General features: G+C 61.1%; 30 protein-coding genes and 1 other RNA gene. 17 read left to right on the forward strand and 14 right to left on the reverse strand.

Annotated features, from left to right (window positions below; genetic code table 11):
- Positions 1-52 precede the first annotated feature (52 nt).
- The 6 genes from VJS46_RS13380 to ffs all read right to left on the reverse strand — a co-directional run bounded on the left by VJS46_RS13380 (position 53) and on the right by ffs (position 5,921).
- Positions 53-505 carry an MgtC/SapB family protein gene (locus tag VJS46_RS13380; protein WP_324060556.1) on the reverse strand — a complete coding sequence of 151 codons (453 nt, stop codon included), beginning with the start codon at positions 503-505 and terminating at the stop codon, positions 53-55.
- Between the two features lie 238 nt (positions 506-743).
- Positions 744-1,016 (reverse strand): HU family DNA-binding protein, encoded by a 273-nt coding sequence (locus tag VJS46_RS13385; protein ID WP_324060557.1) that lies wholly within the window; start codon positions 1,014-1,016, stop codon positions 744-746.
- Positions 1,017-1,174: 158 nt separating this feature from the next.
- Positions 1,175-3,571 (reverse strand): endopeptidase La, encoded by a 2,397-nt coding sequence (lon, locus tag VJS46_RS13390; protein WP_324060558.1) that lies wholly within the window; start codon positions 3,569-3,571, stop codon positions 1,175-1,177.
- Positions 3,572-3,756: 185 nt separating this feature from the next.
- Positions 3,757-4,080 (reverse strand): YbaB/EbfC family nucleoid-associated protein, encoded by a 324-nt coding sequence (locus tag VJS46_RS13395; protein ID WP_324060559.1) that lies wholly within the window; start codon positions 4,078-4,080, stop codon positions 3,757-3,759.
- Complete coding sequence (locus VJS46_RS13400; RefSeq protein WP_324060560.1) at positions 4,077-5,717, reverse strand: DNA polymerase III subunit gamma/tau; 1,641 nt, start codon at positions 5,715-5,717, stop codon at positions 4,077-4,079. Before VJS46_RS13400 ends, VJS46_RS13395 begins: the two co-directional genes overlap by 4 nt.
- Before the next feature lie 106 nt (positions 5,718-5,823).
- Positions 5,824-5,921, reverse strand: an RNA gene (gene ffs, locus VJS46_RS13405) — signal recognition particle sRNA small type.
- 89 nt (positions 5,922-6,010) lie between these two features.
- Between ffs and ccmC the strand changes: the two genes are divergently transcribed.
- From ccmC to VJS46_RS13445, 8 genes are all read left to right on the forward strand, one after another.
- Positions 6,011-6,742, forward strand: coding sequence for a heme ABC transporter permease CcmC (gene ccmC, locus VJS46_RS13410; protein ID WP_324060561.1), 732 nt, complete (start codon positions 6,011-6,013; stop codon positions 6,740-6,742).
- Between the two features lie 10 nt (positions 6,743-6,752).
- On the forward strand, positions 6,753-6,884 hold the full coding sequence (locus tag VJS46_RS13415; RefSeq protein ID WP_324060562.1) for a hypothetical protein: 132 nt from the start codon (positions 6,753-6,755) through the stop codon (positions 6,882-6,884).
- Positions 6,885-6,894: 10 nt separating this feature from the next.
- Positions 6,895-7,341 carry a cytochrome c maturation protein CcmE gene (ccmE, locus tag VJS46_RS13420; protein WP_324060563.1) on the forward strand — a complete coding sequence of 149 codons (447 nt, stop codon included), beginning with the start codon at positions 6,895-6,897 and terminating at the stop codon, positions 7,339-7,341.
- 150 nt (positions 7,342-7,491) lie between these two features.
- Positions 7,492-9,420, forward strand: a complete 1,929-nt coding sequence (locus tag VJS46_RS13425; RefSeq protein ID WP_324060564.1) for a heme lyase CcmF/NrfE family subunit — start codon at positions 7,492-7,494, stop codon at positions 9,418-9,420.
- Complete coding sequence (locus VJS46_RS13430) at positions 9,417-9,944, forward strand: DsbE family thiol:disulfide interchange protein (RefSeq protein ID WP_324060565.1); 528 nt, start codon at positions 9,417-9,419, stop codon at positions 9,942-9,944. Before VJS46_RS13425 ends, VJS46_RS13430 begins: the two co-directional genes overlap by 4 nt.
- Before the next feature lie 134 nt (positions 9,945-10,078).
- Positions 10,079-10,462, forward strand: a complete 384-nt coding sequence (locus VJS46_RS13435; protein WP_324060566.1) for a cytochrome c-type biogenesis protein — start codon at positions 10,079-10,081, stop codon at positions 10,460-10,462.
- Positions 10,459-11,133 carry a tetratricopeptide repeat protein gene (locus VJS46_RS13440; protein ID WP_324060567.1) on the forward strand — a complete coding sequence of 225 codons (675 nt, stop codon included), beginning with the start codon at positions 10,459-10,461 and terminating at the stop codon, positions 11,131-11,133. The genes VJS46_RS13435 and VJS46_RS13440 overlap by 4 nt, the downstream gene beginning before the upstream one ends.
- A gap of 130 nt (positions 11,134-11,263) precedes the next feature.
- Entirely contained in the window at positions 11,264-13,204 is a 1,941-nt protein-coding gene (locus VJS46_RS13445; protein ID WP_324060568.1) for a potassium transporter Kup, read from the forward strand.
- 43 nt (positions 13,205-13,247) lie between these two features.
- Here the strand turns inward: VJS46_RS13445 and VJS46_RS13450 are convergent, their stop codons facing one another.
- The gene (locus tag VJS46_RS13450) at positions 13,248-14,681 is read right to left on the reverse strand and encodes a sigma-54 dependent transcriptional regulator (RefSeq protein ID WP_324060569.1); all 1,434 of its coding nucleotides are present in this window, start codon (positions 14,679-14,681) and stop codon (positions 13,248-13,250) included.
- A gap of 155 nt (positions 14,682-14,836) precedes the next feature.
- Between VJS46_RS13450 and VJS46_RS13455 the strand changes: the two genes are divergently transcribed.
- From VJS46_RS13455 to VJS46_RS13485, 7 genes are all read left to right on the forward strand, one after another.
- Positions 14,837-14,959 carry an aa3-type cytochrome c oxidase subunit IV gene (locus VJS46_RS13455; RefSeq protein WP_324060570.1) on the forward strand — a complete coding sequence of 41 codons (123 nt, stop codon included), beginning with the start codon at positions 14,837-14,839 and terminating at the stop codon, positions 14,957-14,959.
- A 14-nt stretch (positions 14,960-14,973) separates the two neighbouring features.
- Positions 14,974-16,098, forward strand: a complete 1,125-nt coding sequence (locus VJS46_RS13460) for an NAD(P) transhydrogenase subunit alpha (RefSeq protein ID WP_324060571.1) — start codon at positions 14,974-14,976, stop codon at positions 16,096-16,098.
- 92 nt (positions 16,099-16,190) lie between these two features.
- On the forward strand, positions 16,191-16,472 hold the full coding sequence (locus VJS46_RS13465) for an NAD(P) transhydrogenase subunit alpha (RefSeq protein WP_324060572.1): 282 nt from the start codon (positions 16,191-16,193) through the stop codon (positions 16,470-16,472).
- 2 nt (positions 16,473-16,474) lie between these two features.
- Positions 16,475-17,887 (forward strand): NAD(P)(+) transhydrogenase (Re/Si-specific) subunit beta, encoded by a 1,413-nt coding sequence (locus tag VJS46_RS13470; protein ID WP_324060573.1) that lies wholly within the window; start codon positions 16,475-16,477, stop codon positions 17,885-17,887.
- Between the two features lie 13 nt (positions 17,888-17,900).
- Positions 17,901-18,593 (forward strand): aspartate/glutamate racemase family protein, encoded by a 693-nt coding sequence (locus VJS46_RS13475; protein WP_324060574.1) that lies wholly within the window; start codon positions 17,901-17,903, stop codon positions 18,591-18,593.
- 153 nt (positions 18,594-18,746) lie between these two features.
- Positions 18,747-19,625: an S-methyl-5'-thioadenosine phosphorylase gene (locus VJS46_RS13480; protein ID WP_324060575.1), complete on the forward strand. Its 879-nt coding sequence runs from the start codon at positions 18,747-18,749 to the stop codon at positions 19,623-19,625.
- Positions 19,622-20,083: a MarR family winged helix-turn-helix transcriptional regulator gene (locus tag VJS46_RS13485; RefSeq protein ID WP_324060576.1), complete on the forward strand. Its 462-nt coding sequence runs from the start codon at positions 19,622-19,624 to the stop codon at positions 20,081-20,083. Before VJS46_RS13480 ends, VJS46_RS13485 begins: the two co-directional genes overlap by 4 nt.
- 48 nt (positions 20,084-20,131) lie before the next feature.
- Here the strand turns inward: VJS46_RS13485 and VJS46_RS13490 are convergent, their stop codons facing one another.
- The 5 genes from VJS46_RS13490 to VJS46_RS13510 all read right to left on the reverse strand — a co-directional run bounded on the left by VJS46_RS13490 (position 20,132) and on the right by VJS46_RS13510 (position 23,117).
- Complete coding sequence (locus VJS46_RS13490; protein WP_324060577.1) at positions 20,132-20,530, reverse strand: ketosteroid isomerase-related protein; 399 nt, start codon at positions 20,528-20,530, stop codon at positions 20,132-20,134.
- A gap of 93 nt (positions 20,531-20,623) precedes the next feature.
- Positions 20,624-20,917, reverse strand: a complete 294-nt coding sequence (locus VJS46_RS13495; protein WP_324060578.1) for an antibiotic biosynthesis monooxygenase family protein — start codon at positions 20,915-20,917, stop codon at positions 20,624-20,626.
- Between the two features lie 12 nt (positions 20,918-20,929).
- Positions 20,930-21,778 carry an N-carbamoylputrescine amidase gene (gene aguB, locus VJS46_RS13500; RefSeq protein ID WP_324060579.1) on the reverse strand — a complete coding sequence of 283 codons (849 nt, stop codon included), beginning with the start codon at positions 21,776-21,778 and terminating at the stop codon, positions 20,930-20,932.
- A gap of 8 nt (positions 21,779-21,786) precedes the next feature.
- The gene (locus VJS46_RS13505; protein WP_324060580.1) at positions 21,787-22,134 is read right to left on the reverse strand and encodes a DUF3147 family protein; all 348 of its coding nucleotides are present in this window, start codon (positions 22,132-22,134) and stop codon (positions 21,787-21,789) included.
- A 2-nt stretch (positions 22,135-22,136) separates the two neighbouring features.
- A complete protein-coding gene (locus VJS46_RS13510; RefSeq protein WP_324060581.1) occupies positions 22,137-23,117 on the reverse strand; it encodes an agmatine deiminase family protein in 981 nt (326 codons plus the stop codon).
- A gap of 159 nt (positions 23,118-23,276) precedes the next feature.
- On the opposite strand from VJS46_RS13510, the gene VJS46_RS13515 reads away from it, so the two are divergent.
- Entirely contained in the window at positions 23,277-24,761 is a 1,485-nt protein-coding gene (locus VJS46_RS13515) for a M48 family metalloprotease (RefSeq protein ID WP_414708022.1), read from the forward strand.
- A 55-nt stretch (positions 24,762-24,816) separates the two neighbouring features.
- Here VJS46_RS13515 and VJS46_RS13520 read toward each other — a convergent pair whose 3' ends face one another.
- Positions 24,817-25,020 carry a Flp family type IVb pilin gene (locus VJS46_RS13520; protein ID WP_324060582.1) on the reverse strand — a complete coding sequence of 68 codons (204 nt, stop codon included), beginning with the start codon at positions 25,018-25,020 and terminating at the stop codon, positions 24,817-24,819.
- Between the two features lie 126 nt (positions 25,021-25,146).
- Positions 25,147-25,317, reverse strand: a complete 171-nt coding sequence (locus VJS46_RS13525) for a Flp family type IVb pilin (RefSeq protein WP_324060583.1) — start codon at positions 25,315-25,317, stop codon at positions 25,147-25,149.
- A 65-nt stretch (positions 25,318-25,382) separates the two neighbouring features.
- Between VJS46_RS13525 and VJS46_RS13530 the strand changes: the two genes are divergently transcribed.
- On the forward strand, positions 25,383-25,712 hold a 330-nt coding region (locus tag VJS46_RS13530; RefSeq protein WP_324060584.1), incomplete at its 3' end, for a (deoxy)nucleoside triphosphate pyrophosphohydrolase.

Consider the following 25,712-nt stretch of genomic DNA (forward strand, 5'->3'; position numbering starts at 1 on the left):
CGAGGATAAGCCCTCGCGTCGACAGATCAGTGGCTGATAGTGGTCATGGTGCCTATGCTTCGTCGGCAGCTTCCTCACCGCGTTCGCTGGCGTCGGGTTTCAGCGGCGGCATGATCCAGAGCGTGAGCAATGTGATGAGCGAAAGAACCACTGCCACGTCGTAGCTGCCGAGACCGGAGGCGACGCCGATGGCGCCTGTTATCCAAAGGCTGGCCGCTGTGGCTGTGCCCCTTACCGAACGCTTCTGCTGGAGAATGGCGCCGCCGCCCAGAAAGCCGATGCCGGCGATCACTCCTTCGAGCACGCGGGCAACCGCTGATGGATCGTGCGCCATCATTGCCTCGATGCCCTCTACAAAGCCGCAACTTGCAACCGCCACCAAGGGAAAGGTCCGCAGGCCTGCGCTCCGTTCCGCCTTCTCCCGGTTCCAGCCGATTGGAAGGGCAAGAGCATAAGCAACACTCAAGGCGATGAGATGGGGTAGGACAGCAAGTGGGTCGATCATGGCCGAATGCACACTCCTATCTGGGACCGGACATGCGAATGACATTGGCCAAGGAACGGCGCTATCCGGTTTATGTTTCGCCCTCGTTGTGAGTTTTTGCTTTTGGGACCGCCGGACGTTAAACCAAAAAACGTCGGCCACGAAAAAGGCGCCTGGTGAGGCGCCTTTCTGTTGCGGTATCGCATTGGCCGCGAAGCCAGGAGAGTAAGGCGCTCCCATAAGGGAGCGCCTCATGCGATCAGTTGACGGAGTCCTTCAGACCCTTGCCAGCCTTGAACTTGGGCTGTGCAGAAGCCTTGATGGTCATCGGCTCGCCGGTCCGGGGGTTGCGTCCGGTGGAAGCCTTGCGCTTGGTGACCGAGAATGTGCCGAAGCCGACCAGGCGGACTTCGTCACCCTTCTTCAGGGCACCGCTAATTGCGTCGAAAACGCCTTCGACAGCCTTGCTTGCATCGCTCTTGCTGAGACCGCTGCTCTCAGCGACCGTACCAATAAGATCCTGTTTGTTCATGCCCTGGGAACCCCCTTGTTCTGGATGTTAAATAGGAATCGCGGCTAGGCCGCACATAAAGGCGAACTCCCGTGCTCCTGTCAAAGGGAAAGCGACGAAAAAAACGCCAAAAAGCGTGATCTTATGCCTAACGAAACGAAAATTGTAAAAATCGGACATCAATGGCGCAGCGCAGCATCGGATTCGCCCTGAATCGGGCTAACCGGCTGAGCCGCAAGGTCGTCTTCTTCCGTCCAGTCGATGGGTGTCAAGGGTGAAGTCAACGCCCGCAACAGTACCTCATCGACATGCGAAACCGGGACGATCTCGAGTCCTTCTTTAACATTGGCCGGAATTTCCGCCAGATCCTTCTCATTTTCAGCAGGAATCAGCACGGTCTTGATCCCGCCGCGCAGGGCCGCCAGGAGCTTTTCCTTAAGACCGCCGATCGGGAGGACACGGCCGCGCAGGGTGACTTCTCCGGTCATCGCCACGTCATTACGGACCGGAATGCCGGTCAGTGTGGAAACGATCGAAGTCACCATACCGATGCCAGCGGAAGGCCCGTCCTTGGGCACCGCACCTTCCGGCAAGTGGATATGGATGTCCTTGCGGTTATAGATGCTGGGCTTGATCCCATAGCCGGGCGAACGCGCCTTCACATAGGAGAAGGCCGCCTGCACGGACTCGGTCATTACCTCGCCCAGCTTGCCGGTGGTGCGAATCTGTCCCTTGCCAGGCACCGTGACGGATTCGATGGTGAGCAGTTCGCCGCCCACTTCGGTCCATGCGAGCCCCGTGACGGCGCCGATCTGATTTTCTTCCTCGCCTACGCCATGACGGAATTTTCGTACACCGGCATAATCGGCCAGATTTTCAGGCGTGATAATGGCCGTGTCCGTCTTGCCTTCGAGAATCCGGCGCAGCGCCTTGCGGGCGAGGCGCGCAAGCTCGCGTTCCAGCGTGCGGACACCTGCCTCCCGCGTATAATAGCGGATCAGATCGCGGACGGCGTCTTCGGTAACTTCGAATTCGCCTTCCTTCAGGCCATGTGCCTCGATCTGCTTTGGCAGCAGGTGGCGTTCGGCGATCTGGACCTTTTCATCCTCGGTATAGCCTTCGAGCCGGATGATCTCCATGCGGTCGAGTAGCGGCTGAGGAAGGTTGAGCGAGTTGGCGGTGGTCACGAACATGACGTCTGAAAGATCGATGTCGATCTCCAGATAGTGATCCTGGAACTTGCTGTTCTGTTCGGGATCAAGCACTTCAAGCAAGGCGGATGCCGGATCGCCCCGGAAATCCTGTCCGAGCTTGTCGATCTCGTCGAGCAGGAAGAGAGGGTTGCTCGTTCCGGCCTTTTTGAGGTTCGATACGATCTTGCCGGGCAGCGAGCCGATATAGGTGCGGCGATGGCCCCGGATTTCGGCTTCGTCCCGCACGCCGCCCAGCGACTGGCGCACGAATTCGCGGCCCGTTGCCTTGGCAATGCTGCGGCCAAGCGAGGTCTTGCCGACACCCGGAGGGCCTACGAGGCAGAGGATAGGACCCTTGAGCTTGTTGGTGCGCGCCTGCACCGCCAGATATTCGATGATCCGGTCCTTGACCTTTTCCAGTGCGAAATGGTCGGCATCAAGGACCTCCTGCGCGATTTTCAGGTCCTTCTTGAGCTTGGACTTCTTGCCCCAGGGAAGCCCGAGCAGCACGTCGAGATAGTTGCGCACCACGGTGGCTTCCGCCGACATGGGCTGCATGCTTTTCAGCTTCTTGAGCTCGCCTTGCGCTTTGGTCCGGGCTTCCTGGCTGAGTTTCAGCTTCTGGATCTTGGCGGTGAGCTCGGCGAGTTCGTCGCCGCCGTCCTCGCCCTCATTGCCGAGTTCGCGCTGGATCGCCTTCAGCTGTTCGTTGAGATAATATTCGCGCTGGGTCTTCTCCATCTGGCGCTTCACGCGGCCGCGAATTTTGCGCTCCACCTGAAGCACGCCAAGCTCGCCCTCCATGAAGGCGAAGACCATTTCCAGGCGCTTGACGGGATCGGCCTCGACCAGCAGCGATTGCTTGTCTGCAACCTTCACATTGATATTGGCCGCCACGGCATCGGCAAGGCGCGCAGCATCATCGATTTCGCTGAGCTGGACCGGCGTTTCGGCGGGCAGCTTCTTGTTGAGCTTCGCATAATTTTCGAACTGCTCGACAACAGAGCGCATGAGGGCCTGAGCCTCAGGACCGGTTGCGGGTTCCTCCTCAATGGCAGTCACATTGGCGAGGATATATCCTTCCTCCGCCGCCAGAGCGTCCAGCTTTGCACGCTGTTTGCCTTCAACGAGGACACGGACGGTCCCGTCGGGAAGCTTCAGCAGTTGCAGGACCGTTGCGATGACGCCGAGGTCATAGAGCGCGTCGCGGTCGGGATCATCCTCCGCCGGATCCAATTGCGCCACCAGGAAAATATCCTTGTCCGCCTCCATGGCCTTTTCGAGCGCCACCACGCTTTTGTCGCGGCCAACAAAAAGCGGAACGATCATCTGCGGAAAAACCACAATGTCGCGCAGGGGCAGCAAGGGGTAGGATTTCGTCATATTTACTCCAGAGCGGACGCGACGGATGGGAGAGGGAGCGTCCGGCTTGTCCCCAATATGGTGTAAGGGTGCAACATATCAATATTCTTCCCTCCCGCGCGCGCAGGGGCGGAGGAGGGCGTGTAGTGCCAGACGAGAACGTAGGGCCTCCCCAATCCCTCCCGCCTGCGGGAGGGGAATGACGGTCAAAACGGCAGCTTGAAGCCCGGAGGCAGCGGAATGCCTGCGGTCATCTTGCTCATTTCCTGCTGGCTTGCCTGATCAGCCTTGGTGCGCGCGTCATTGAAGGCGGCGGCTACAAGGTCCTCGGTCATCTGCTTCTCGCTGGGCGCAAGCAGGCTTTCGTCGATGGAAACGCCCACGATACGGCCTTTTGCCGTCGCGCGTACCCGGACGAGGCCGCCGCCGGAGACGCCCTCCACCTCGATCTTGTCGAGATTGGCCTGTGCTTTTTCAAGCTCCGCCTGGACATTCTTTGCCATGCCCAGAATTTCGTCGAGATCCTTCATGCGGTTGCACTCCATTGGTCTTTTTCGTCGATCGGCAGCAATTCCGCATCGGGGAACGCCGCCATGGCAGCTTTGACGACCGGGGTGTCCAATATCGCCTGCCGCGCTTCGGCCTCGGCCGCCTGTTCCTGTTCCAGCAGGCTGGGTTCGGCTGGGCCGTCGCCGGTGACGACTTGCCAGTTCATCCCGGTCAAACTCTTGAGGACCGCCGCCGTATCCCGGTTGAATTCGGCGGGCAAGGGCTGAACGGGCTTTATGACAAGCTCGGGCGGGGCGTAGCGGATGAGGCCGACATAATCGTGCATCTGCTGAGCAAGGTGCGGCTTGCCCTTTTCCCAGAGCAGTTCGATGAGGGCGCGGAAATTTTCAGGGACCTGTCCCCCGGGCGCTTTGGGAGCCTGAGCGAGGGGGAGGCCGGGTTCATCGGCAGGCGGCGGAGCTGCTGCGGGCGTCTGGGTGGGGATGCCCCCTTCCTTCAGGAGCCGCGCAAGTTCGCCGGGATCGGGAAGGGTGGCGGCGTGCAGGACGCGGAGCAGCGCCATTTCGCAAGCCTCGATCGGCATCGCAGCGCTCGCCACCTCGTCATGGCCCTTGACCAGTAGCTGCCAGAGGCGGTGGAGCGTTGCAAAGCCCATCTGGTCCGCCCAGTCCGAAAGCATTGCGCGCTCTTCTTCGGACCGCATCGGGTCCCCGTCATTGCGGCCGGCCTTCGCAACCGTGATGGCATGGCAGATTTCGAGCAGGCCGCGCATCAGCGCCACCGGCTCGACGCCCAGCATATGCTGTTCATTGATGGCGGCGAGGAGTTGTTGGGGTTCGCCCTCCAGCAGATGACCGAAGAGGCGGCGAACCGCGCCCCGGTCTGACAGGCCGAGCATGTCCCGGACCTGCGCGGCGGTGACCCTGGCTTCCCCCTCCATATCGGCATGGGCGATCGCCTGGTCGAGGATGGAGAGCCCGTCTCGCGCCGAACCCTCCGCAGCCTGCGCGATGAGGGCGATCGCCTCGGGTTCGGCGGCGACGCCCTCCTGGTGGACCACATGTGCGAAGTGCGCCGCCAGCTTTTCGGCGGGGATACGGCGCAGGTCGAACCGCTGGCAACGGGAAAGCACCGTCACCGGCACCTTGTTCACTTCGGTGGTGGCGAAGAGAAATTTGACATGCGGCGGCGGTTCCTCAAGCGTCTTCAAGAGCGCGTTGAAGGCGTTCTTGGTGAGCATGTGGACTTCGTCGATGATATAGACCTTGTAGCGCGCGGAGACGGCGGCATAGCGCACCGCCTCTATGATCTCCCGCACATCGTCGACGCCGGTGTTGGATGCGGCGTCCATTTCGATGACATCGATATGCCGGCCTTCGGCAATGGCCTTGCAGGGTTCGCAGACGCCGCAGGGATCGATGGTGGGGCCGCCCTGACCATCCGGTCCGACGCAGTTAAGCGCCTTGGCGATCAGGCGGGCGGTCGACGTCTTGCCCACGCCGCGCACGCCGGTCATCAGAAAGGCATGGGCCAGGCGGTCGCGCTTGATGGCATTTCCCAGCGTCTGCACCATCGCGTCCTGGCCGATGAGCTGCGCGAAATTCTGCGGCCGGTATTTGCGTGCGAGGACGCGATAGGGTTGGACGGAATCGGTCATGGCAGCACTTCTACCCGTTCGTCCCGAGCGAAGTCGAGGGACGTTGCGCAGGCGCCCCTGGACTTCGCTCGGGACGAACAGTGGAAGGGGATAGCATTTTCGAGGAAAGGGTGGGAGCCGGAACGACCCGCAGCGAATTCGTTGTGGCTGCTTCCGTCAGGATCTGACCAGGTTGGCGAGAACTACGTCCGCCCGACTCCCGCGCGCCATATGGGGGATTTAGGGCGGCGGCGCAAGGGGGCGCAAAGTCCACTGGCCTTGCGCTTCGACCTCGACTAAAGAGCGTCGCGCATATGCATGTTTTCGCCAATCCTACGCGGTTTCTTTCCATTGCGCGGCCATTAACGCCCTGGCTGTTCTGGGGCGGTTTGCTGCTGCTTTCAATCGGGGCGGCGGCGGGGCTGCTCTATACACCGGCCGACTATCTTCAGGGCGATAGCGTGCGGATCATGTATGTCCATGTACCCGCCGCCTGGCTGGGCATGGGCGGATGGACCGGTCTTGCGATCGCCAGTTTGATGCAGATCGTGTGGCGGCATCCGCTGGCGGGCGTTGCAGCGCGCGCCATAGCTGTGCCGGGCGCACTGTTTACCGCCATCTGCCTCGTCACCGGGTCGATCTGGGGACGGCCGACCTGGGGTACCTGGTGGGAATGGGATGGGCGGATGACGAGCATGCTGGTGCTGCTCTTCCTGTATCTTGGCTATATCGCCCTTGCCAATGCGAGTGCCGGGGAAAGTCCTGGCAACAGAGGCAGCGTCAGCCGAGTGACAGCGATTTTTGGCCTGGTGGGCGCGATCAACATCCCGATCATCAACCGCTCGGTCGTGTGGTGGAACAGCCTGCATCAGGGGCCGAGCATCACCTTGCGCGGATCGACCATCGACAATTCGATCCTGTGGCCGCTTGGTTTTACAGTGCTTGGCTTCAGCCTGCTGTTCGGGGCGATCGTACTGATGCGGATGCGGGCGCTGCTGGCGCAGAACAAGGTGGAGGCGCGGCTGCAAAGGCTGGCGCGGACTTAGGGCTTCTCAGGTGGATCACTGGCTCTTCATCATTGCAGCCTATGGGCTGACCTTCCTCGGCACGGCTGGCGTATGCCTTTGGGCCTTTTCGGCCATGCGGCAAGCCGAGCGGCGTGCGGAACAGTGGACGAGGGAAAGGTAAGGCCGTGGCGATGAAGGCGAAGCATCAGCGGTTGATCCTCGCGCTCGTGGCGCTCTTCGCACTGGTGGGTGCGGGGCTGCTGGCCGCATCGGCCCTGAAGGACGAAGCAGCCTATTTCTATGCACCCAATGACGTGAAGACCAAGGGCGTGGAGGCCGGACGCGCCATTCGCCTAGGCGGCATGGTGGTCGATGGAAGTCTCAAGCGAGAAGCGGACGGCGTGACGATCCGCTTTGACGTGACCGACGGCAAGGCCACGGTGCCTGCGAAATTCAGCGGCATTGCACCCGATCTATTCAAGGAAGGATCGGGCGTGGTTGCAGAGGGCTCCTTTGATCGTTCGGGCACATTCGTCGCGAACAATCTGCTTGCCAAGCATGACGAGCGCTACATGCCGCGCGAGCTTGAGGGCATGCAATATGATGCGAAAACGCATGAGATGAAGGGGACGAAGTGAGTTTGTTTTTTCTGCTCCAGCCCGGCCTCATTCATGAGATGACAGACCTTTGTATACGCAGTTTTCTCTTTTACGTCGTCCCTGCCCGCGCAGGGACGACGGAGGGGGACAATGTGAATTATGCAAAACTTCCAAAATGTAGGGGATTGCATGATCGCTGAGACAGGTCTTGCCGCGCTCTGGCTTGCTGCGGCGCTGGCGGCGTTGCAGTTCGGGCTGGTGTGGGCCGGCGTCAAGGGCGCGAAGGATGAGTTGCTGACCGCCGTGCGACCGGTGGCCGTGGTGCAGGGGCTGCTCTGCGCGCTCGCCTTTGCGCTGCTGATCTGGCTGTTCGTGCGCTCCGACATGTCGGTGAAGCTAGTGGCGATGAACAGCCATTCGCTAAAGCCGATGCTCTACAAGGTTGCGGGAACCTGGGGGAACCATGAAGGCTCGATGCTGCTCTGGGTAACCGTCATGGGGCTCGCCGGGAGCGCGGTGGCGCTGTTCGAACGGACGCTGCGGCGCGACACGCATATGGCGACGCTGGGCGCTCAGGCGGTGATCAGTCTTGGTTTCTACGCTTTCCTGCTGTTCTCCTCCAATCCGTTCGAGCGTTTGAACCCGCCCGCGCAGGATGGGCAGGGCCTCAACCCGCTGCTGCAGGATCCGGGGCTCGCCTTCCACCCGCCAACGCTCTATTTCGGCTATGTTGGCCTCTCGGTCGCCTTTTCCTTCGCTGTTGGCGCCCTCCTGACCTGCAATGTGGATGCGGCCTTTGCAAGGGCGATGCGGCCATGGGTGCTTGCATCCTGGATATTCCTGACGCTGGGCATCACGGCGGGAAGCTATTGGGCCTATTATGAACTGGGCTGGGGCGGCTGGTGGTTCTGGGACCCGGTGGAGAACGCATCGCTGATGCCCTGGCTCGCGGCGACGGCGTTGCTCCATAGCGTGACGGTGCTCGCAACACGAGACGGGCTTCGCGCATGGACGATCATGCTGGCAGTGGTGGCCTTCTCCATGTCGATGGTGGGGACCTTCCTAGTCCGTTCAGGGATTTTGACCAGCGTTCATGCTTTTGCCGTGGACCCGGAACGCGGCAGCTTCATCCTGGCGCTGCTGACGCTTTATATCGGGGGCGCGCTTGCGCTGTTCGCCCTGCGGGTTGGCACCGTGCGTGAAGGCAAGCAGTTCGAAGCAGTCAGCCGGGAAGGAACGCTGGTCGTCAATAACTTGCTGCTGTCGGCGATCTTGGGGATCGTACTGGTGGGCACGCTTTACCCCCTTGGGGTCGAGGCCGTGACAGGCGAAAAACTGTCGGTGGGACCGCCCTATTTCAACAGTGCGGCGGGTCCGCTGGCGCTGTTGCTGGTGGTCATCATGGCGGCGGGACCGGTCACGCGCTGGCAGAAGGACCGGGCGCCGGTGGTGGGCAGGCGGCTTTTGGTCCCGGCGGCGGTTACCATCATTGCGCTCGCCGCGCTGCTGGCATTTGCTGCCGGACGGATTGGAGTATTGCCGCTGCTCGGTCTGACGCTTGCCTTCGGGGTGGGTGTTGCCAGCCTTGCCCCGCTCTGGAAGCGTAATCTTCGCCGGACGCCGCTCTTTACCTGGGGTATGGTGATTGCGCATCTGGGCGTTGCCGTCAGCCTGGCGGGCATGGCTTCGGAAAGCGCCTTCAACAAGGAAAGGCTGATTGCCGCCCGACCTGGCGACAAGGTGGAGATTGCGGGCTGGACCGTGACGTTTGACAGCATCTCTCCCCTCGCAGGACCCAATTGGACGGCGCTTGAAGGTGTGATGCACGCGAGCCGCGGTAGCTCTGAGACAGTGGAAATGCGTCCGCAGGCGCGTTTTTTCCCTTCACCCCCAACGCCTACGACAGAGGCGGCGCTGCTCACGCGCTGGGATGGACAGCTTTATGTCGTGCTTGGGGAGCAGGTGGATGATGAGCGCTGGCAATTGCGGATCTGGTGGAAACCCTTTGTAACGCTCATCTGGGCGGGCGGCATCATGATCGCGTTGGGCGGGGCTCTGGCGCTGGTCGGGCGGGTGCGGCGGTCCTGGACGGCTGCGATTCGGAGGGCCTACGCATGAGCCGCTGGCTGCTATGGGTGCCGTTGGCGCTGTTTGGTCTGTTCTTCGTAATATTTGCGACCGGAATCATGAAGCCTGCCGACCGTACGATCGAATCACGGATGATTGGCAAACCGCTTCCGGCCTTCGTGCTACCGGCAGGCGTGCCTGAACGGCCGGGACTTTCCACGGCTGATTTCAGGCGGGGCGAGCCGCGCTTGCTCAACATATTCGCAAGCTGGTGCGTCCCCTGCGCCGCCGAAGCGCCGCAACTGGCGGCCCTCAAGGAGGCAGGGGTTCAGATTGAGGGCGTGGCGATTCGCGACAGCAGGGAGGACCTGACGCGCTTCCTTGGCCGCTGGGGCAATCCCTATGCGCGGATCGGTTCCGATGTGGACAGCAGCGTCCAAATTGCGCTTGGCTCTTCTGGAGTACCGGAAACCTTCGTGATCGATGGCAAGGGCCTGATCGCTTATCAGCATATCGGCGAGATCCGGAAAGAGGATGTGCCGATGTTGCTGGAAAAGCTGCGGGAGGCGCGGTGATGACCCATTTTCCTTCGTCCTTGTGCAAGCAGGGACCCCGCTTTTTCCTCGGGGCAGTTTTGAAGAGAAGCTGGGCCCCTGCCTTCGCAGGGGCGACGGCTTTACCGGCCGTTTTAGCCCTCTTCAGCCTTCAGGTGCCAGTCGAGGCCCAAACCGCTGTCCCGCCCGCTCCTTATGCCGACCGGCAGCTCGATGACCCCCGGCTGGAGGCGCAGGCGAAGTCCTTGATGGAAACCATCCGTTGCCTGGTTTGCCAAAGCCAGTCGATCGCCGACAGCAATGCCAGCATGGCGGGGGACATGCGGTCGCAAATCCGGCAGCGCATCCTTGCCGGGGAGAAGCCGGAGCAGATCCGTAAGTGGCTGGTGGAGCGCTATGGCGCCTGGGTGACCTATGCACCGCCCGTTGAGCCGCTGACCTGGCCATTATGGGCCGCGCCGGTGCTGCTGCTGGCTGTCGGGCTATGGCTATTGCGCGGGCGTTTGAAGCGGCACAAGCGAAGGAACACCCCGTCATGAACGGTTGGATCATGGCCATCGGGCTCGCCATACTGGCTGGGGCCGCCATCGTCCGCTTGGGCAGGACGGAACGGTCTAGCTTCGAAATCATTGCGGCCGCTTTGCTGATTGGGCTTGCAGGCTATGCCTGGCAGGGGAATCCCTCCCTGGCCGGCTCTCCTGTTCGCGCGGCTGGCGAGGATAATGCCTTTGACGAGGACGCAGCGAAGCTTCGCAAGGAAATGGGCGAGCGATTCAGCGAGGCCGGGCAGTGGCTGGTCCTCTCCGACGCCTTCAACCGGCGCGGAAAGCATGAGGAAGCTGCCAACGTCCTGCGTGTCGGACTGAAGCAGTATCCCGATGACGCCAATTTATGGCTGGGCCTTGGCAATGCGCTGATGGTGCATGGAAATGGCGTCCTGTCTCCGGCCGCCGAATTTGCTTTCCGCAAAGCGATCAACCTCGCTCCCGAGATGCCCGCACCCGCTTATTTCTACGGCCTGGCCCTGGCTCAATCCGGTCAGCCGCAGCAGGCGGACAAGATCTGGCGCGATCTGTTAGCCAGGGCTCCTGCCGATGCGGAATGGCGGGCCGACATTGAAACCAATCTTGGTATATTGGAGCGCGCCATGAACGGCGGTGCGCCCATGGGTTCCACGTCCGGAAATGAGACGACCGGTCTGGAACAATGATGCTGTTCGACCACTTGTTGCACCGCACCACCAGCCATGCTAGGGCGCGCGGTCATTGCCGGTAAGGCCCCTTTGAGATGGGGTGTGCGGGGGCGCAATAGAGCGATTATGACGCTGGAATCCTTGTAAAATGGCAGATGCCTCCACTCCTGGAACAGCGGCTGCGCAGTTGGACGATTCTGCCCCGGCGGCGCCCCTCCATCATGGCCATGAGGATCAGGCGCTGCTGAAGCTTGCCGTTGGAGCCATCGGCATCGTCTTCGGCGACATCGGCACCAGCCCGCTCTATGCCTTCCGCGAAACCTTTGCCGGGCACCATAAGCTGACGCTCGATCCGGAGCATATATTGGGCGTCATCAGCCTGATGTTCTGGTCGATGATGCTGGTGGTGACGCTGAAATATGTCACGATCATCATGCGCGCCGACAATAAGGGTGAAGGCGGGAGCCTTGCCCTGCTCGCCCTGATCAGTGGCCGGACGAAGACGCAGCGCTGGTCCCGCAGCATCATCATGCTGGGCGTATTCGCCACCTCGCTCTTCTATGGCGACAGCATGATCACCCCGGCCGTGTCGGTGCTGTCGGCCGTAGAGGGTCTCGCGGTCGTCAATCCTGCCCTCGATGCGCTGATCGTTCCCATTGCCGTGATCATCCTGATTGGCCTCTTCGCGATCCAGCGGGGGGGAACGAACCGGGTTGCGGCGATGTTCGGGCCAATCATGATGGCCTATTTTCTGACGATATCGGTGCTAGGCATCGTCAGCATTTGGCATACGCCCCATATTTTGATCGCCTTCAATCCCTGGTGGGCGATCAATTTCTTCATGATTGACGGCTTTGCGGCCTTTCTGGCCCTTGGGTCAGTGGTGCTGGCCGTGACGGGTGCCGAGGCGCTCTATGCCGATATGGGCCATTTCGGACGCAAGCCGATCCGCGTCTCCTGGCTCTTCTTTGTGCTGCCCGCTTTGATGATGAACTATATGGGCCAAGGCGCGCTGCTGTTCCGGGAGGGCATCCCCGCGCTGGAAAGCCCCTTCTACAATCTGGCGCCGGTGTGGTTCAGGCTGCCCCTGGTCGGCATAGCGACCCTTGCCGCGATCATCGCCAGCCAAGCGGTGATCTCCGGCGCATTTTCGGTGACGCAGCAGGCCATCCAGCTTGGCTTCATGCCGCGCTTGCGGATTTCCCATACCAGCGCCTCAACCGCCGGACAGATTTATATCCCGCTGGTGAACTGGGGCCTAATGGTAATGGTGATCCTGCTGGTGCTGAGCTTCCAGAATTCCTCGGGGCTCACCTCTGCCTATGGCATTGCGGTGACCGGTGCGATGCTGATCGACACGGCGCTGCTGACGGTGCTGATCTTCCGTCTGTGGCGCTGGCCGCCGCTCTGGGCCATACCGCTGCTCAGCGTGTTCTACATCGTCGATATCGCCTATTTCACGGCGAACCTGACAAAGGTGCCCGATGGCGGCTGGTTCCCGCTGATGGTGGGCCTCGTGATCTTCACGCTGCTGACAACCTGGGCCAAGGGACGGCAACTCATGATGGAACGCATGCGCGAGGCGGCGATGCCCATTCCGATCTTTGTGGCTTCGGCGGCAAATAGCGCAGTGCGGGTGCCGGGAACAGCGGTGTTCATGACGTCGACCCCTGACGGCGTGCCGCACGCGCTGCTCCATAATCTGAAGCACAACAAGGTATTGCACGAGCGCGTCATCCTGCTGACGGTCAAGATCGCCGACGAGCCGTTCGTCGAGGAGGAAGGCCGCCGCAAGCTGGAGGATTTGGGGCGCGGTTTTTTTCGCCTCGTGCTGAAATATGGCTTCATGCAGGAACCGGACGTGCCCGCTGCCCTGAAGCAGATCACGGAGTGCGGGGCCGAGTTCAAGATGATGGAGACCAGCTTCTTCCTTGCGCGGCAGACCTTGCTGCCTTCCGCGCGGCCAGGCATGGCTCTGTGGCGGGAGAAGGTGTTCGCCTGGATGCTGCGCAATGCGGAAAGCGCGATGGAATTCTTCCGCTTGCCGACCAACCGGGTCGTGGAGCTAGGCAGCCAGGTCGAGATTTAGGGAGCGGGGAGGGCTGTGCCCCCTGAGCTTGCCCAAGCCAAGTTCAGGCAGCGCTGCTGTCTATGCCGAGTTCGGCCAGCTTGCGGTAAAGGGTCGACCGTCCGATGCCCAGGCGACGGGCCACCTCGGTCATCCGGCCGCGGTAATGGCCGATGGCCAGGCGAATGACGTCGGCCTCGATCTCTGCAAGCGTGCGGATATGCCCGTTGGTCTGGTACAGGGTAACGCCGACGCCATGGTCGGTAAGGCGCTCGCGCGGCCCATTATTCTTCAGCTTCGCCTCGATCTGCGCCGCAATCTGCGGGAAGTCGCCTGGGGTCAACGCGTCGCCGTCGCAAAGGACGGCTGCGCGGAACAGGGCATTTTGTAGCTGGCGGACATTGCCGGGCCAGGGATGCGCCATCAAAAGGCCAAGCGCCTCCGCAGTGATGCCCAGACTGCGAAGGCCCGGCTGAGTGGCGATCCGGGCGAGCAGGTGACGCGCAAGAGCCGGTATGTCGCCCGTACGCTCCCTTAGCGGCGGAATGGTGAGCTGAACGACATTGAGGCGGTAAAAAAGGTCTTCGCGGAAACGGCCGGTATCCACCTCTTCTTGCAGGCGGCGGTTGGTGGCGGCAATAACGCGCACATCCACCTGCTGCGGCATACGGGCGCCGATGGGCTGCGCTTCGCCATTTTCGATAACGCGAAGCAGCTTGACTTGCGCGTCCATGGGCAACTCGCCGATCTCGTCGAGAAAGATTGTGCCGCCATCGGCATCGATGAAACGCCCGATCTGACGCTCGAACGCCCCTGTAAAAGCGCCTTTTTCGTGACCGAAAAGCTCCGATTCGACCAGATTGGCCGGGATGGCGCCGCAGTTAACGGTCACCATCCTCTGCTTAAAGCGTGGAGAGGCAGCATGGATGGCGTGGGCAATGACTTCCTTGCCTACACCGCTTTCTCCTTCGATCAGGACGGGAATCCGGGCGCGGGCGGCCTTGGCGGCAATGGCGAGCGCCGAGCGGAACTGCGGCGCGGAGCCCACAATCTCCTCAAAGGCCAGCGGGGCCGGCATTTTCTCCGACAGGGGGCGCAGTTCGCCGATGTCCGGCGCCAGCGAAATGGCGGCATGCAGCGCGGCGAGCAGCCGGTCAGGGGCAATGGGCTTGGAAAGAAAGTCGGTCGCCCCTGCGCGCATCGCCTCCACGGCCACCGCCACGCTGTTCTGGGCCGTCATGACCAGAATGGGAAGGGCAGGGCGCCGCTGCTTGATTTCGGCAATCAGTTTTGCGGCGTCAAAGGCCGGTTCCCAATGGTCCAGCAATATGGCGTCAAGCCGCATGCCATCCTGCGTGCCCAGCATGGCAATGGCCGTTTCGCCATCATTGGCGAAGATGGTCCGCCATCCCGCGCGCATCGCCAATGCCGCGATCAGCCGGCGTTGCGCCGGTTCGTCATCGATCAGCATCAGCAGGGGCGTGCCGTTATGCGCCATTAGAAACCCTTCATTGTCACAGGGTGCTAGCAATAAAAGGATGAAGTAAAGACTGGATTAATCTAAGCGCGATTCTTTGCGAGGCCCGGACTTGAGGGCTGGGGTACATGCGGCTACATAGGCCGCGATTTTTATACATGTGAAGGGGAAAACCTATGGGCTCCAACAGCAATATCAATGATGCGGTCAAGACCTATCACGGCTTCCTGGGGCTGATGAAATGGGGCACGATCGCTAGCCTGGCGGCAGGGGCTCTTGTTGTATTCCTGATCGCCTGACGCCCTAGAAACCCATGAAAATAGCTGTTCTGAAAGAGCAGGCCGAAGGTGAGCGGCGGGTATCCGCCACGCCTGAAACGGTCAAGAAGTTCATTGGTCTGGGCGCCGCCCTGGCCGTTGAACAGGGAGCGGGCGAATCAGCCGCTATTGCGGACGCCGATTACGCCGCTGCAGGCGCAGTGATTGGCAGCCGGGCGGAGACGCTGAAGGATGCGGACATCATATTGGGCGTGCAGGGGCCGTCGGTGGAGAGCCTGAATGGGGTCAAAGCCGGCGCGATGCTGGTCGCGGGGCTCAATCCCTTTGGCGAGCGGGCGCGGGTCGATGCCTACGCCAATGCGGGACTTGAGGCGCTGGCGATGGAATTCATGCCGCGCATCACCCGCGCGCAATCCATGGATATCCTTTCGTCGCAGTCCAACCTTGCCGGCTACAAGGCCGTACTGGATGCCGCCGCCGAATATGGCCGGGCCTTTCCAATGATGATGACGGCGGCCGGAACCGTGTCGGCGGCGCGCGCCTTCATCATGGGCGTGGGCGTTGCGGGGCTTCAGGCGATCGCGACCGCACGCCGCTTGGGTGCCCAGGTCTCGGCGACCGACGTCCGGTCAGCGACGAAGGAGCAGATTCTCTCCCTTGGCGCGAAGCCGATCTTCGTTGAAAACGTCGCGGGGATCGAGGGCGAAGGGTCGGGCGGCTATGCGACGGAAATGTCCGATGAATATCAGAAGGCGCAGGCCGAACTGGTATCCTCGCACATCGCCAAGCAGGACATCGTCATCACCACCGCGCTGATCCCAGGTCGGCCTGCGCCGCGCCTTATCAGCGATGCGCAGATCGCCACGATGAAACCGGGCAGCGTCGTCGTCGACCTTGCTGTCGAACAAGGCGGCAATGTCGAAGGCGCGGTTCTTGGCCAGGTGGTCGTGAAGCATGGCGTCAAAATCGTTGGCCACAAGAATATGCCGAGCCGCCTTCCTTCCGACGCGTCCGCGCTTTTCTCGCGCAACCTGTTCAACTTCCTCTCGGCCTTCTGGGACAAGGAAAAGAACGTGCCGGTGCTCGATGAAGAAATCGGCACTGCGATACGCCTGACCCAGGGCGGCAAGGTTGTGAGCCAGAGATTGCTTTCAAGCTGACATCATGTCCGTTCGTGTCGAGCGAAGTCGAGACACGTTCGCACTACACCAACGTCCCTCGACTTCGCTCGGGACGAACGGGGAGTAGGAATATGGATTTTATCTCCATTCTGTCGATTTTCGTGCTGGCGTGCTTCGTCGGCTATTATGTGGTCTGGTCGGTGACACCGGCGCTCCACACGCCGCTGATGGCGGTGACCAACGCCATTTCCTCCGTCATCATCGTGGGCGCGCTGATCGCCAGCGCGGAAGCCAGCAGCATGACCGCCAAATGGCTGGGCCTTGTTGCGGTTGCCATGGCGGCGGTCAATATCTTCGGCGGCTTTGCCGTCACTGAGCGCATGCTTGCCATGTACAAGAAGAAGGAGCGCTAAGCATGCACGAAGTCGCTGGCGTTCCTGCCTGGGTCGCACTCGCCTATCTGATTGCGGGCGTCTGTTTCGTCCTGGCCCTTCGCGGCCTTTCAAGCCCTGCGTCAAGCCGCCGGGGTAACAAGTTCGGCATGACGGGCATGACCATTGCCGTCGGCACCACGCTCGTCACGCATGACATTGCGAGCATTGGCGAAATCGTTGCCGCCATTGCCGTGGGCGGTATCATCGGCTTCATCATCGCGCGCAAGATCGCGATGACCGCAATGCCCCAACTTGTCGCAGCCTTCCACAGCCTCGTCGGTCTTGCCGCCGTGCTGGTGGCGGCGGGTGCGTTCCTCAGTCCGCAGGCCTTTGGCATTGCGGGTCCTGATGGGGTCATCCATCTGGTGAGCCGGGTGGAGATGGGCCTTGGCGTTGCGATTGGCGCCATCACTTTCTCAGGTTCGGTCATCGCCTTTCTGAAGCTGAACGGCAATATGTCCGGTGCGCCGATCATGCTGCCCGCGCGGCATGTGATCAATCTCGGCACGCTCGCGGCCATCATTGGCCTTATTGCTTATTTCCTGACCGATCAGAGCCCCTGGGTGTTCTGGACGGTGACGGCGCTGTCCTTCATCATCGGCTTCCTGCTGATCATCCCGATCGGCGGCGCGGATATGCCGGTGGTCGTGTCGATGCTGAACAGCTATTCCGGCTGGGCCGCAGCGGCGATGGGTTTCACCCTGGGCAACAGCGCCATGATCATCACCGGTGCGCTGGTGGGCTCCTCGGGTGCGATCCTTAGCTACATCATGTGCAAGGCGATGAACCGCAGCTTCATCAGCGTCATAGCGGGCGGCTTCGGGGCCGAGAGCGGCGGCGGCGCTGCGGCTGCCGCAACCGACCGGCCGTGGAAGCGCGGATCGGCCGAGGACGCTGCCTTCCTCATGGGACAAGCCGAACAGGTCGTCATCGTTCCGGGCTATGGCATGGCCGTCGCGCAGGCCCAACATGCGCTGCGTGAAATGGGCGACCTGCTCAAGGAAGCGGGCGTCAAGGTCAAATATGCCATCCATCCGGTGGCAGGCCGTATGCCGGGCCATATGAACGTGCTGCTTGCCGAAGCCAGCGTGCCCTATGACGAGGTGTTCGAGCTGGAGGACATCAACAGCGAGTTCGCCCAAACCGACGTCGCGTTCGTCATCGGCGCCAATGACGTGACCAATCCCGCGGCGAAGACCGACAAGACCTCGCCCATCTACGGCATGCCCATTCTCGACGTGTCGAAGGCAAAAACCGTATTGTTCGTGAAACGCTCCATGGGCGGTGTGGGTTATGCCGGCGTTGATAATGATGTCTTCTACATGGATAACACCATGATGCTCTTGGCCGACGCCAAGAAGATGGTAGAGGAGATCGTGAAGAATCTCGATTAGACAAAGGGTAGCAATGCGGAAAATTGGCCTCATTGGAGGTATGAGCTGGACGTCGACCGTCCGCTATTACCAAATCATCAACGAGGCCATAGGCAAGCGGCTGGGCGGGCTTCACAGCGCGCCCATGCTGATCGAAAGCTTGGATTTCGCAGAGGTTGCCAAGGCCCAGACCGAAGAGGAATGGGCCCGCACCGCAGAGGTGCTGATCGGCGCGGCGCAGCGGCTTGAAACAGCCGGGGCGACCGCGCTCATCATTTGCGCGAACAGCATGCATCGGGTCTATGACGAGGTTGCAGCGGCCGTGTCGGTTCCTATCCTCCATATCGCCGACGCCGTTGGCGGGAAAATGAAGGCGGATGGGGTGAAGAACGCCGCGCTCATCGGCACCCGCAATGTGATGACGGAGCGATTCTACCGCCAGCGCCTTGTGTCGCACGGCATCTCCCTGATCCCGCCCGACATGAAATGGGCGCAGGAGATGGATCGCATCATCTATGACGAACTGGCTCTCGGCAAGGCGACGCGGGCTTCCGAGCGGACGATGAAGACGATCTTCACGAACATCTATCAAGCCAATGTGCCGGCGGTGGTGCTGGCCTGCACCGAGTTGGAGATGATCGTGGACGTCCGGGCGAATGTGCTGCCGATCTATGATGGCACTAGCTTGCATGCTTTGGCGGCGGCGGAGCATATTCTGGGAGAGTGAGGCAGGTGCTTCTAGCAAACCAGCTGTCTTGCATGCGTCATCTTTTGCAGCTTTGACGTCGGGAGATCGATTTCCGCCTACGCGGGAATGACGATGTTCTTGAAATAATGCAGACTTCCGCTTTCGCAGGAGCAGCAAGCAAAGGGGCGTCAGATGAGTGAATGGATCATCGGCATTATCGGCGGCTCCGGCCTCTATGCGATCGAGGGATTGCAGGACGCACAGTGGATTGCCGTTGATACGCCCTGGGGCAAGCCTTCGGACGAGCTGCTCATTGGCTATATCAATGGGACGAAATTCGTTTTCCTTCCCCGTCATGGGCGGGGACACCGGCTTTCGCCGACCGACATCAATGTGCGCGCGAACATCGATGCCCTGAAGCGCGCCGGATGCACGGATATCCTCTCCATTTCGGCGGTGGGATCGCTGTGGGAAGAATTGCCGCCAGGACGGTTCGTCATTGCCGAACAGTTCATTGACCGCACTTTCACCCGGCCCGAGAGCTTTTTCGGAAAAGGCTTGGTCGCGCATGTCAGCATGGCCGATCCCGTTTGTCCTAGGCTGTCCATGTTGGCGGCCGATGCCGCGCGGGCAGCGGGCGCGGACGTCAGCGAGGGCGGAACCTATCTCGCGATGGAAGGGCCGCAATTCTCCACACGCGCCGAAAGCCGCCTGTACAGGGATTGGGGCTGCGACATTATCGGAATGACCGCGATGCCGGAGGCAAAGCTCGCACGGGAGGCCGAGTTGCCTTATGCGCTGGTGGGCATGGTGACCGACTATGATTGCTGGCGCGAGGAAGAAGATGGGGTGGAGGTCGCCGACGTTCTGAAGGTCCTGCATTTGAACGCCGATCTCGCCCGCAGCCTGGTTCTGGAACTGGCGAGGCGGTTGCCCGAAGCGCGGACGCCGTCGCCGATCGACACTTGCCTTGACCATGCGATCATAACCGCACCCCAGGCACGCGACCCTGCAATGGCCGCCCGGCTGGACGCGATAGCGGGACGGGTGCTGAAGATGGCCGGCCAATGAAGAAAAAATGCGGGCTCAATCTGGCGGAATTTCTCCCCTATCAGCTTTCCATCACCTCCAATGCGGTGAGCGGGGTCATTGCTCGCGAATATCAGGCGCGCTTTGGTCTCAAAATCCCCGAATGGCGCATCATGGCGATACTGGCTGAACGCGGCGTGATGAGCCAGCGCGAGTTGGTGGCGGCAACGCTTATGGACAAGGTCACAGTGAACCGTGCGGTCAAGGGACTGGTGGAACGCAGCCTGGTCCGGCGTCTGCCGGTCCTGAAGGACGGCCGTTCGCATGGGCTTGAACTCAATGCGGCAGGCGAGGCGCTGTATGGCGAGATCGTGCCTGCGGCATTGGCGATGGACGCCCGGCTTTCAGGCATCTTGAGCGCTGACGAGCGAAGGCAGCTTTCAGCGATGCTGCGCCGAATGAGGGAAGCCGCCGACGCGATCTCGGGTGATTGCGGATAGCAGGAGGCCGATGGCCGACTTCCTCTTCGCGCTTCCGCGATGGGAGTTTCAGGCCGAAATCTGATCGATCCAGTCCTGCAGATTATAATGATTGGTGACGCGGGCGATCTTGCCATCCCGAAATTCAAAGAACGTGCCGACCCGCAGCTTATAGGCCTGCCCCTTGGCGGGCGGCAGGTCGCTGTCCGTCTTGAGATATTCGCCCGCGAGCATGAATTCCGCAGCGCCGCGCGTGCCATCTTCGCTGACGAAGAGCTGCGGATCGATCACCTGTTCGCGATAGCAATTGTCCATATGGGCAAGGAACTCGCGGAAAAGGCCTATGCCCTGGCGCGGTTTGCCCTGGCAGGGTTCATGCAGCACATCATCCGAGAGGAGCGCGAGCATGCCTTCGCTGTCATGGGCATTGAAAGCAGCGTAATAGGTCTCCAGCATTTCGCGGCTCATTCGTCATTCCTCCGAAACCGGTACGAGCCGCGCACCTAAGGACCTGAAGCCGATGGCTGCAAGCGATTCTCGCGCAAAGGCCGCAAGAGAGGGTCAGACCACTTTCAGATAGTCGAAATAGGAGCCATCCGGCGGTCCATCCAGCGCCGCCATGACAGGTTCCAGCACGCCTTCCGGCAAGGAACTGAGTGAAGATCCATGGGCTTCTTCGGATACCCATTTTTCGATGAAGATGAAGCGGCGTTCATTGCCGGTGTCGCGGAGCAATTCGACGCCCTCGCAGCCCTTCACGGTGCGAACCCCACTGGCCAGATAGGAGAGCGCCGATTCCAGCGCGGCGTCTTCACCTTCCCTGGCGTGCATGATGTAGAGGCGTGCTACGGTCATAATCGAGCCTTTCTAAATGTCCTCTACCAGTCTAGCATAAAGGTCCGGCCGGCGGTCGCGGAAAAAGCCCATTCCTGCCCGGTGCGTGCGTGCCCGGTCGAGGTCCAGCGTGGCGACGAGGGTTCCTGTCTCTTCCCTTCCGCACTCTGAGACGAAATCGCCCCATTCGTCGGTGATGAAGCTGTGGCCGTAAAAGGTCTGGCTGTCCTCCTGCCCCACGCGGTTGGCGGCGATCACGGGCATGACATTGGATACCGCATGTCCCACCATGGCGCGGCGCCACATGCGGCTGGTGTCGAGATCGGCGTCATAGGGCTCAGAGCCGATGGCCGTCGGAAAGAAGAGCAGCTCCGCGCCCATAAGGGCCATGATCCGCGCCGTTTCCGGATACCATTGGTCCCAGCAAATGCCGACCCCTATGGTGCCATAGCGGGTTTGCCACACCTTGAAGCCGCTGTTGCCGGGGCGGAAATAATATTTCTCCTCATAGCCCGGACCGTCGGGAATATGGCTTTTCCGATAGACGCCCATGATTTCGCCTGCGTCATCGATCATGGCGAGGGAATTATAATGATGCTGTCCGTCCCGCTCGAAGAAGCTGGTGGGGATGTAGACGTTGAGCTCGGCGGCCAGCTTCCGCATGGCGAGCACGGCGGGATGATCATTGAGCGGCCGGGCGTTGGCGAAGAGGCGTTCCTCCTCGACCTTGCAGAAATAATGGCCCTCGAACAGTTCGGGAGGCAGGATGATTTTCGCGCCGCGCGCAGCGGCCTGCCCCACCAGAGTGGAGACCGCAGCGATATTCTCCTGAATGTCCTCCGAGAATGCGAGCTGAAGCGCGGCGACGGTTACCTGAGTCATGAGCTTTCCTAAAGCCGGATACCAAAACGCGCGGCGATGCCGATGGTCATCAGATAGAGCAGAAATGTGACGGTGCAACCGGCTGCGAGCGAGAACCAGAAATTGTACCCCTGCCTCAGCATCCAGGGCAGGAGCAAGAACATCGGCAGCGTCGGAATCACGTAGAAAAATGTCGCCTCGGCATGATCGGCAAGCCGGCCCTTGTCCCCGGTGTCGTGCCAAAGCCAGATCATGGCCAGGATCGAGAGCAGCGGCAGGGACATGACAAGCGCGCCCGCTGCAGGACTTTTACGGGCGATAAGGGCGACTGCCGCTACGATGATGCCGGAAATGACGGCGCGCACCAGCAGTTCCATTATCAGCTCGGCATTTGCTGGCTGATACAGTGAAAACTGCCGCCGCCGGTCAATATGGCGTCGCTCATCACCCCGACAATCTCCCGGCCGGGGAAAAATGGCCGCAGGGCATTGAGCGCGGCCTGGTCATTGGGCTGGCCGTAAAGCGGCACGATGACGGCGGCATTGCCAATGTAGAAATTCATATAGCTTGCCGGAACGATCTTTCCGCTCTGACGATAGAGGCCGGGGGAGGGCATGGACACCACCTCCAGACCGAAAGCGCGGGCGCGTGCCTTGGCATCGGCATAGATGGCGGCGTTGGGGTCGTCCGCTCCGGCAGGTTCGGGAACCGCGAGCAGGCCCTCGCCCACAAAACGGGCGAGGTTATCGACATGGCCATCGGTATGGTCATTGACCAGTCCCTGGCCGAGCCAGAGAATATCGCTGTAGCCCAGGCTTCCCGTCAGCAGCGTTTCGATCTTCCGGCGGTCGAGTTGCGGATTGCGATTGGGATTGAGCAGGCATTGCTCGGTTGTCACGGCAAGGCCAGTGCCGTCGGTGTCGACAGCCCCACCTTCGAAGATCCAGTGACCCTTTGCGCAGGGGAGGTCGGTCTGCGCCGCGAGAAGGGCGCCAATATCCCGGTCACCCGGCATGTCGTAGCTGCCGCCCCAGCCATTGAAGTCGAAATCGACCAGCGCCCGTTCACCGTCCCGCTTGACCGCGATCGGGCCCGTATCGCGCAGCCAGACGTCACCAAAGGGAAGGGCGTGCACCTGCACGGCTTCGTTGACGAGTGCGCGCGCGGCTTCGGCGGAGGCTTCGTCGGCAGCGATCAGCCGGACCTCTTCGCCCCGGCCCTCCGAATGCACCGCATTTGCAAAGGCCGCCACCTGAACCCGAGCCTCTTCGAACGCATCGGGCCACTCAGCGGGATTGCTCGGAAAGCCGATCCATACCCAGTCATGCAGCGCCCATTCAGCGGGCTGGCGGTAAGTCATCTTCTTGGTCCTGCTGTGATGGCGGCGGTTTACACCATAGTTGGCTCCGTGAAAGGGGCAATGCGATGGAAGACGTTGGAAAGACGATTTCGGGCGCGTAATGGAACTGGGAACGGCGGGTGAATGTTTGATATCCGGACCGTGACAGGAGAAATTGGAATGAAGTACCGGATAGCCTTGACGGCCACGGCAGCGGCAATTGCTCTTGCCAGTTGCATGGCTGACGCTGGGACGGGGAGTGCCGGATCGAGTGGCCCGCCAGCAGCCATCAGCGCGGCGGAAAAGCAGCAGGGCGCAAAGGCGCACCCCGAACTTCTGAAGGAGTTCGGCGGCGTCCATGCGGGAAAGCAGGCGGGCTATGTGACGGAAGTGGGGCGAAATATCGCAGTCCAGTCCGGCCTGTCGAATGCGCGGAGCGATTTCACGATCAGCCTGCTCAACACGCCCGTCAACAACGCTTTCGCGATTCCCGGCGGTTATGTCTATGTCACGCGCCAGTTGATGGCGCTGATGAATGATGAGGCGGAACTGGCGGGCGTTCTGGGGCATGAGGTAGGCCATGTCGCCGCGCGCCACAGCCAGAAGCGGCAGAGTGCGGCGACACGGAACACGATATTGGGCGCGATCGGGCAAATTCTCGTGGGTGCGGTGGCTGGAGATTCGCAGCTTGGCCAGTTGCTGCAACGGGGGATCGGCACGGGCAGCCAACTCCTCACCCTGCGCTTTTCACGGACGCAGGAATATGAGGCAGACGACCTTGGCATCCGTTATCTTGCGTCGGCCGGCTATGACCCGCAGGCGCTGTCGTCCATGCTGGCATCGCTTGCCGCGCAGACCGCACTTGAAGCAAGGACCGCAGGCAAGGATGCCCGCTCCGTTCCCGAATGGGCGAGCACGCACCCTGACCCCGCATCCCGCGTGAGCCGGGCCGCGCAAAAGGCGGCAACCGCGGGCGGGCGCGGAAAATTGAGGAACCGCGAGGCGTTTCTCGCTGCCCTTGATGGGGTGACCTATGGCGATGATCCAAAGCAGGGGGTGATCGAAGGCAGCGAGTTTCTGCATCCCGATTTGAAACTTGCCTTCACCGCGCCTGCTGGTTTTGGGATGCAGAACGGCACTGACGCAGTGAGTATCAGCGGCTCAGGCGCGCAGGCGCAATTTTCCGGGGGTCCCTATAATGGCGATCTGGACAGCTATGTCCGCTCGGTATTCCGGGCGCTTGCCGGGAACAGCAGCAATGTGGATGTCGGATCTATTTCCCGGACGACCATCAATGGTCTTCCTGCCGCTTATTCGACCGTCAGGGCCAACACCCAGTCGGGGCAGGTGGATGTCACCGTCTTCGCCTATGAGTTTGGCCGCAACCGGGCCTTCCATTTTGTGGGGCTTGCTCAGGCCGGGCAGGGGGCAGGCGCATTGGCGCCCATGTACCGCTCCCTCCGCCGCCTGACGGATGCGCAGGCCGCTACGATCAGGCCGCGCCGGGTGCAGGTGGTGACGGTGAAGGCAGGCGACACGCCAAACAGCCTATCGGCGCGCATGGCCTATAATGATTACAAGCTGGACCGCTTCCTGGTGCTGAACGCGCTTCAGCCGGGCAGCGCGCTAAGAGCAGGGCAGAAGGTCAAGATCGTGACTTACTGACAAGAAAAAGGCGGCGGGACGTGAGTCCCGCCGCCCTGCGATAATGAAAAGTGGATTAGGCTGGGTCCGCCGGAGCCGCGGGGGCCGCGGGGGCGGAACCATCCAGGTTTTCAGAAACATTTTCAAAGGTGCTCGTCAGGTTCTCACCCAAGCTCGTCATGGCGGTGATGGCCGCAACGGCGATTAGAGCGGCGATCAGGCCATATTCGATGGCGGTCGCGCCCTTCTCGTCACGAAAAATCTTGCGGATGAACTGCATGTTGGTCTCCTTGGTCTCAAGCTTCAAACTTACCCGGCTCGCCAGTTTCCCAGCTTAGCGTCACCAGAAGTAGGAGATTGGGGTTGATAAAGGTTTAATGGACAAAACTATTTGTTAGGGGGCTGGTCACCGGTTCACGACTTCGTTGTTGACATTGTTCCACATCGCGATGGCCTTCTTCCCGAAGCCGCTAATTGCGCCCATTGCAGCCAGCACGATAAGCGCGCAGATGAGGCCATATTCAACGGCCGTTGCGCCCCGTTCGGCGTGTGCCAGTGCTTTCAACGTCCGGTTCATGCGATGCCCCGTTCATGCATTGCGGCCATGGTGACTTATAGGCTGAGGGGCGTTAACAAAGTTTTATGCACGCAAATATCGTCGCCGATCCTGGCTCTCTTCTTCATGTTGTAGCGGTTGCCCTGGTGGACGCCGACGGCCGCGTCCTTCTCCAGCAGCGTCCGCCAGGCAAGGCCATGGCGGGTCTATGGGAGTTCCCCGGGGGGAAGATTGAGCCCGGCGAGACACCGGAAGCCGCCCTCATGCGGGAATTGGAGGAAGAGCTTGGCATCTCCACCCATGTGAGCTGCCTTGCCCCTGCGGCTTTTGCGAGCGAGGCATTGGGCGACCGGCACTTGCTGCTGCTGCTCTATATCTGCCGCAAATGGAGCGGGACCATTGCGCCCCTTCATGCG

This window comes from Rhizorhapis sp., assembly GCF_035276005.1.
Taxonomy (GTDB): Bacteria; Pseudomonadota; Alphaproteobacteria; order Sphingomonadales; family Sphingomonadaceae; genus Rhizorhapis.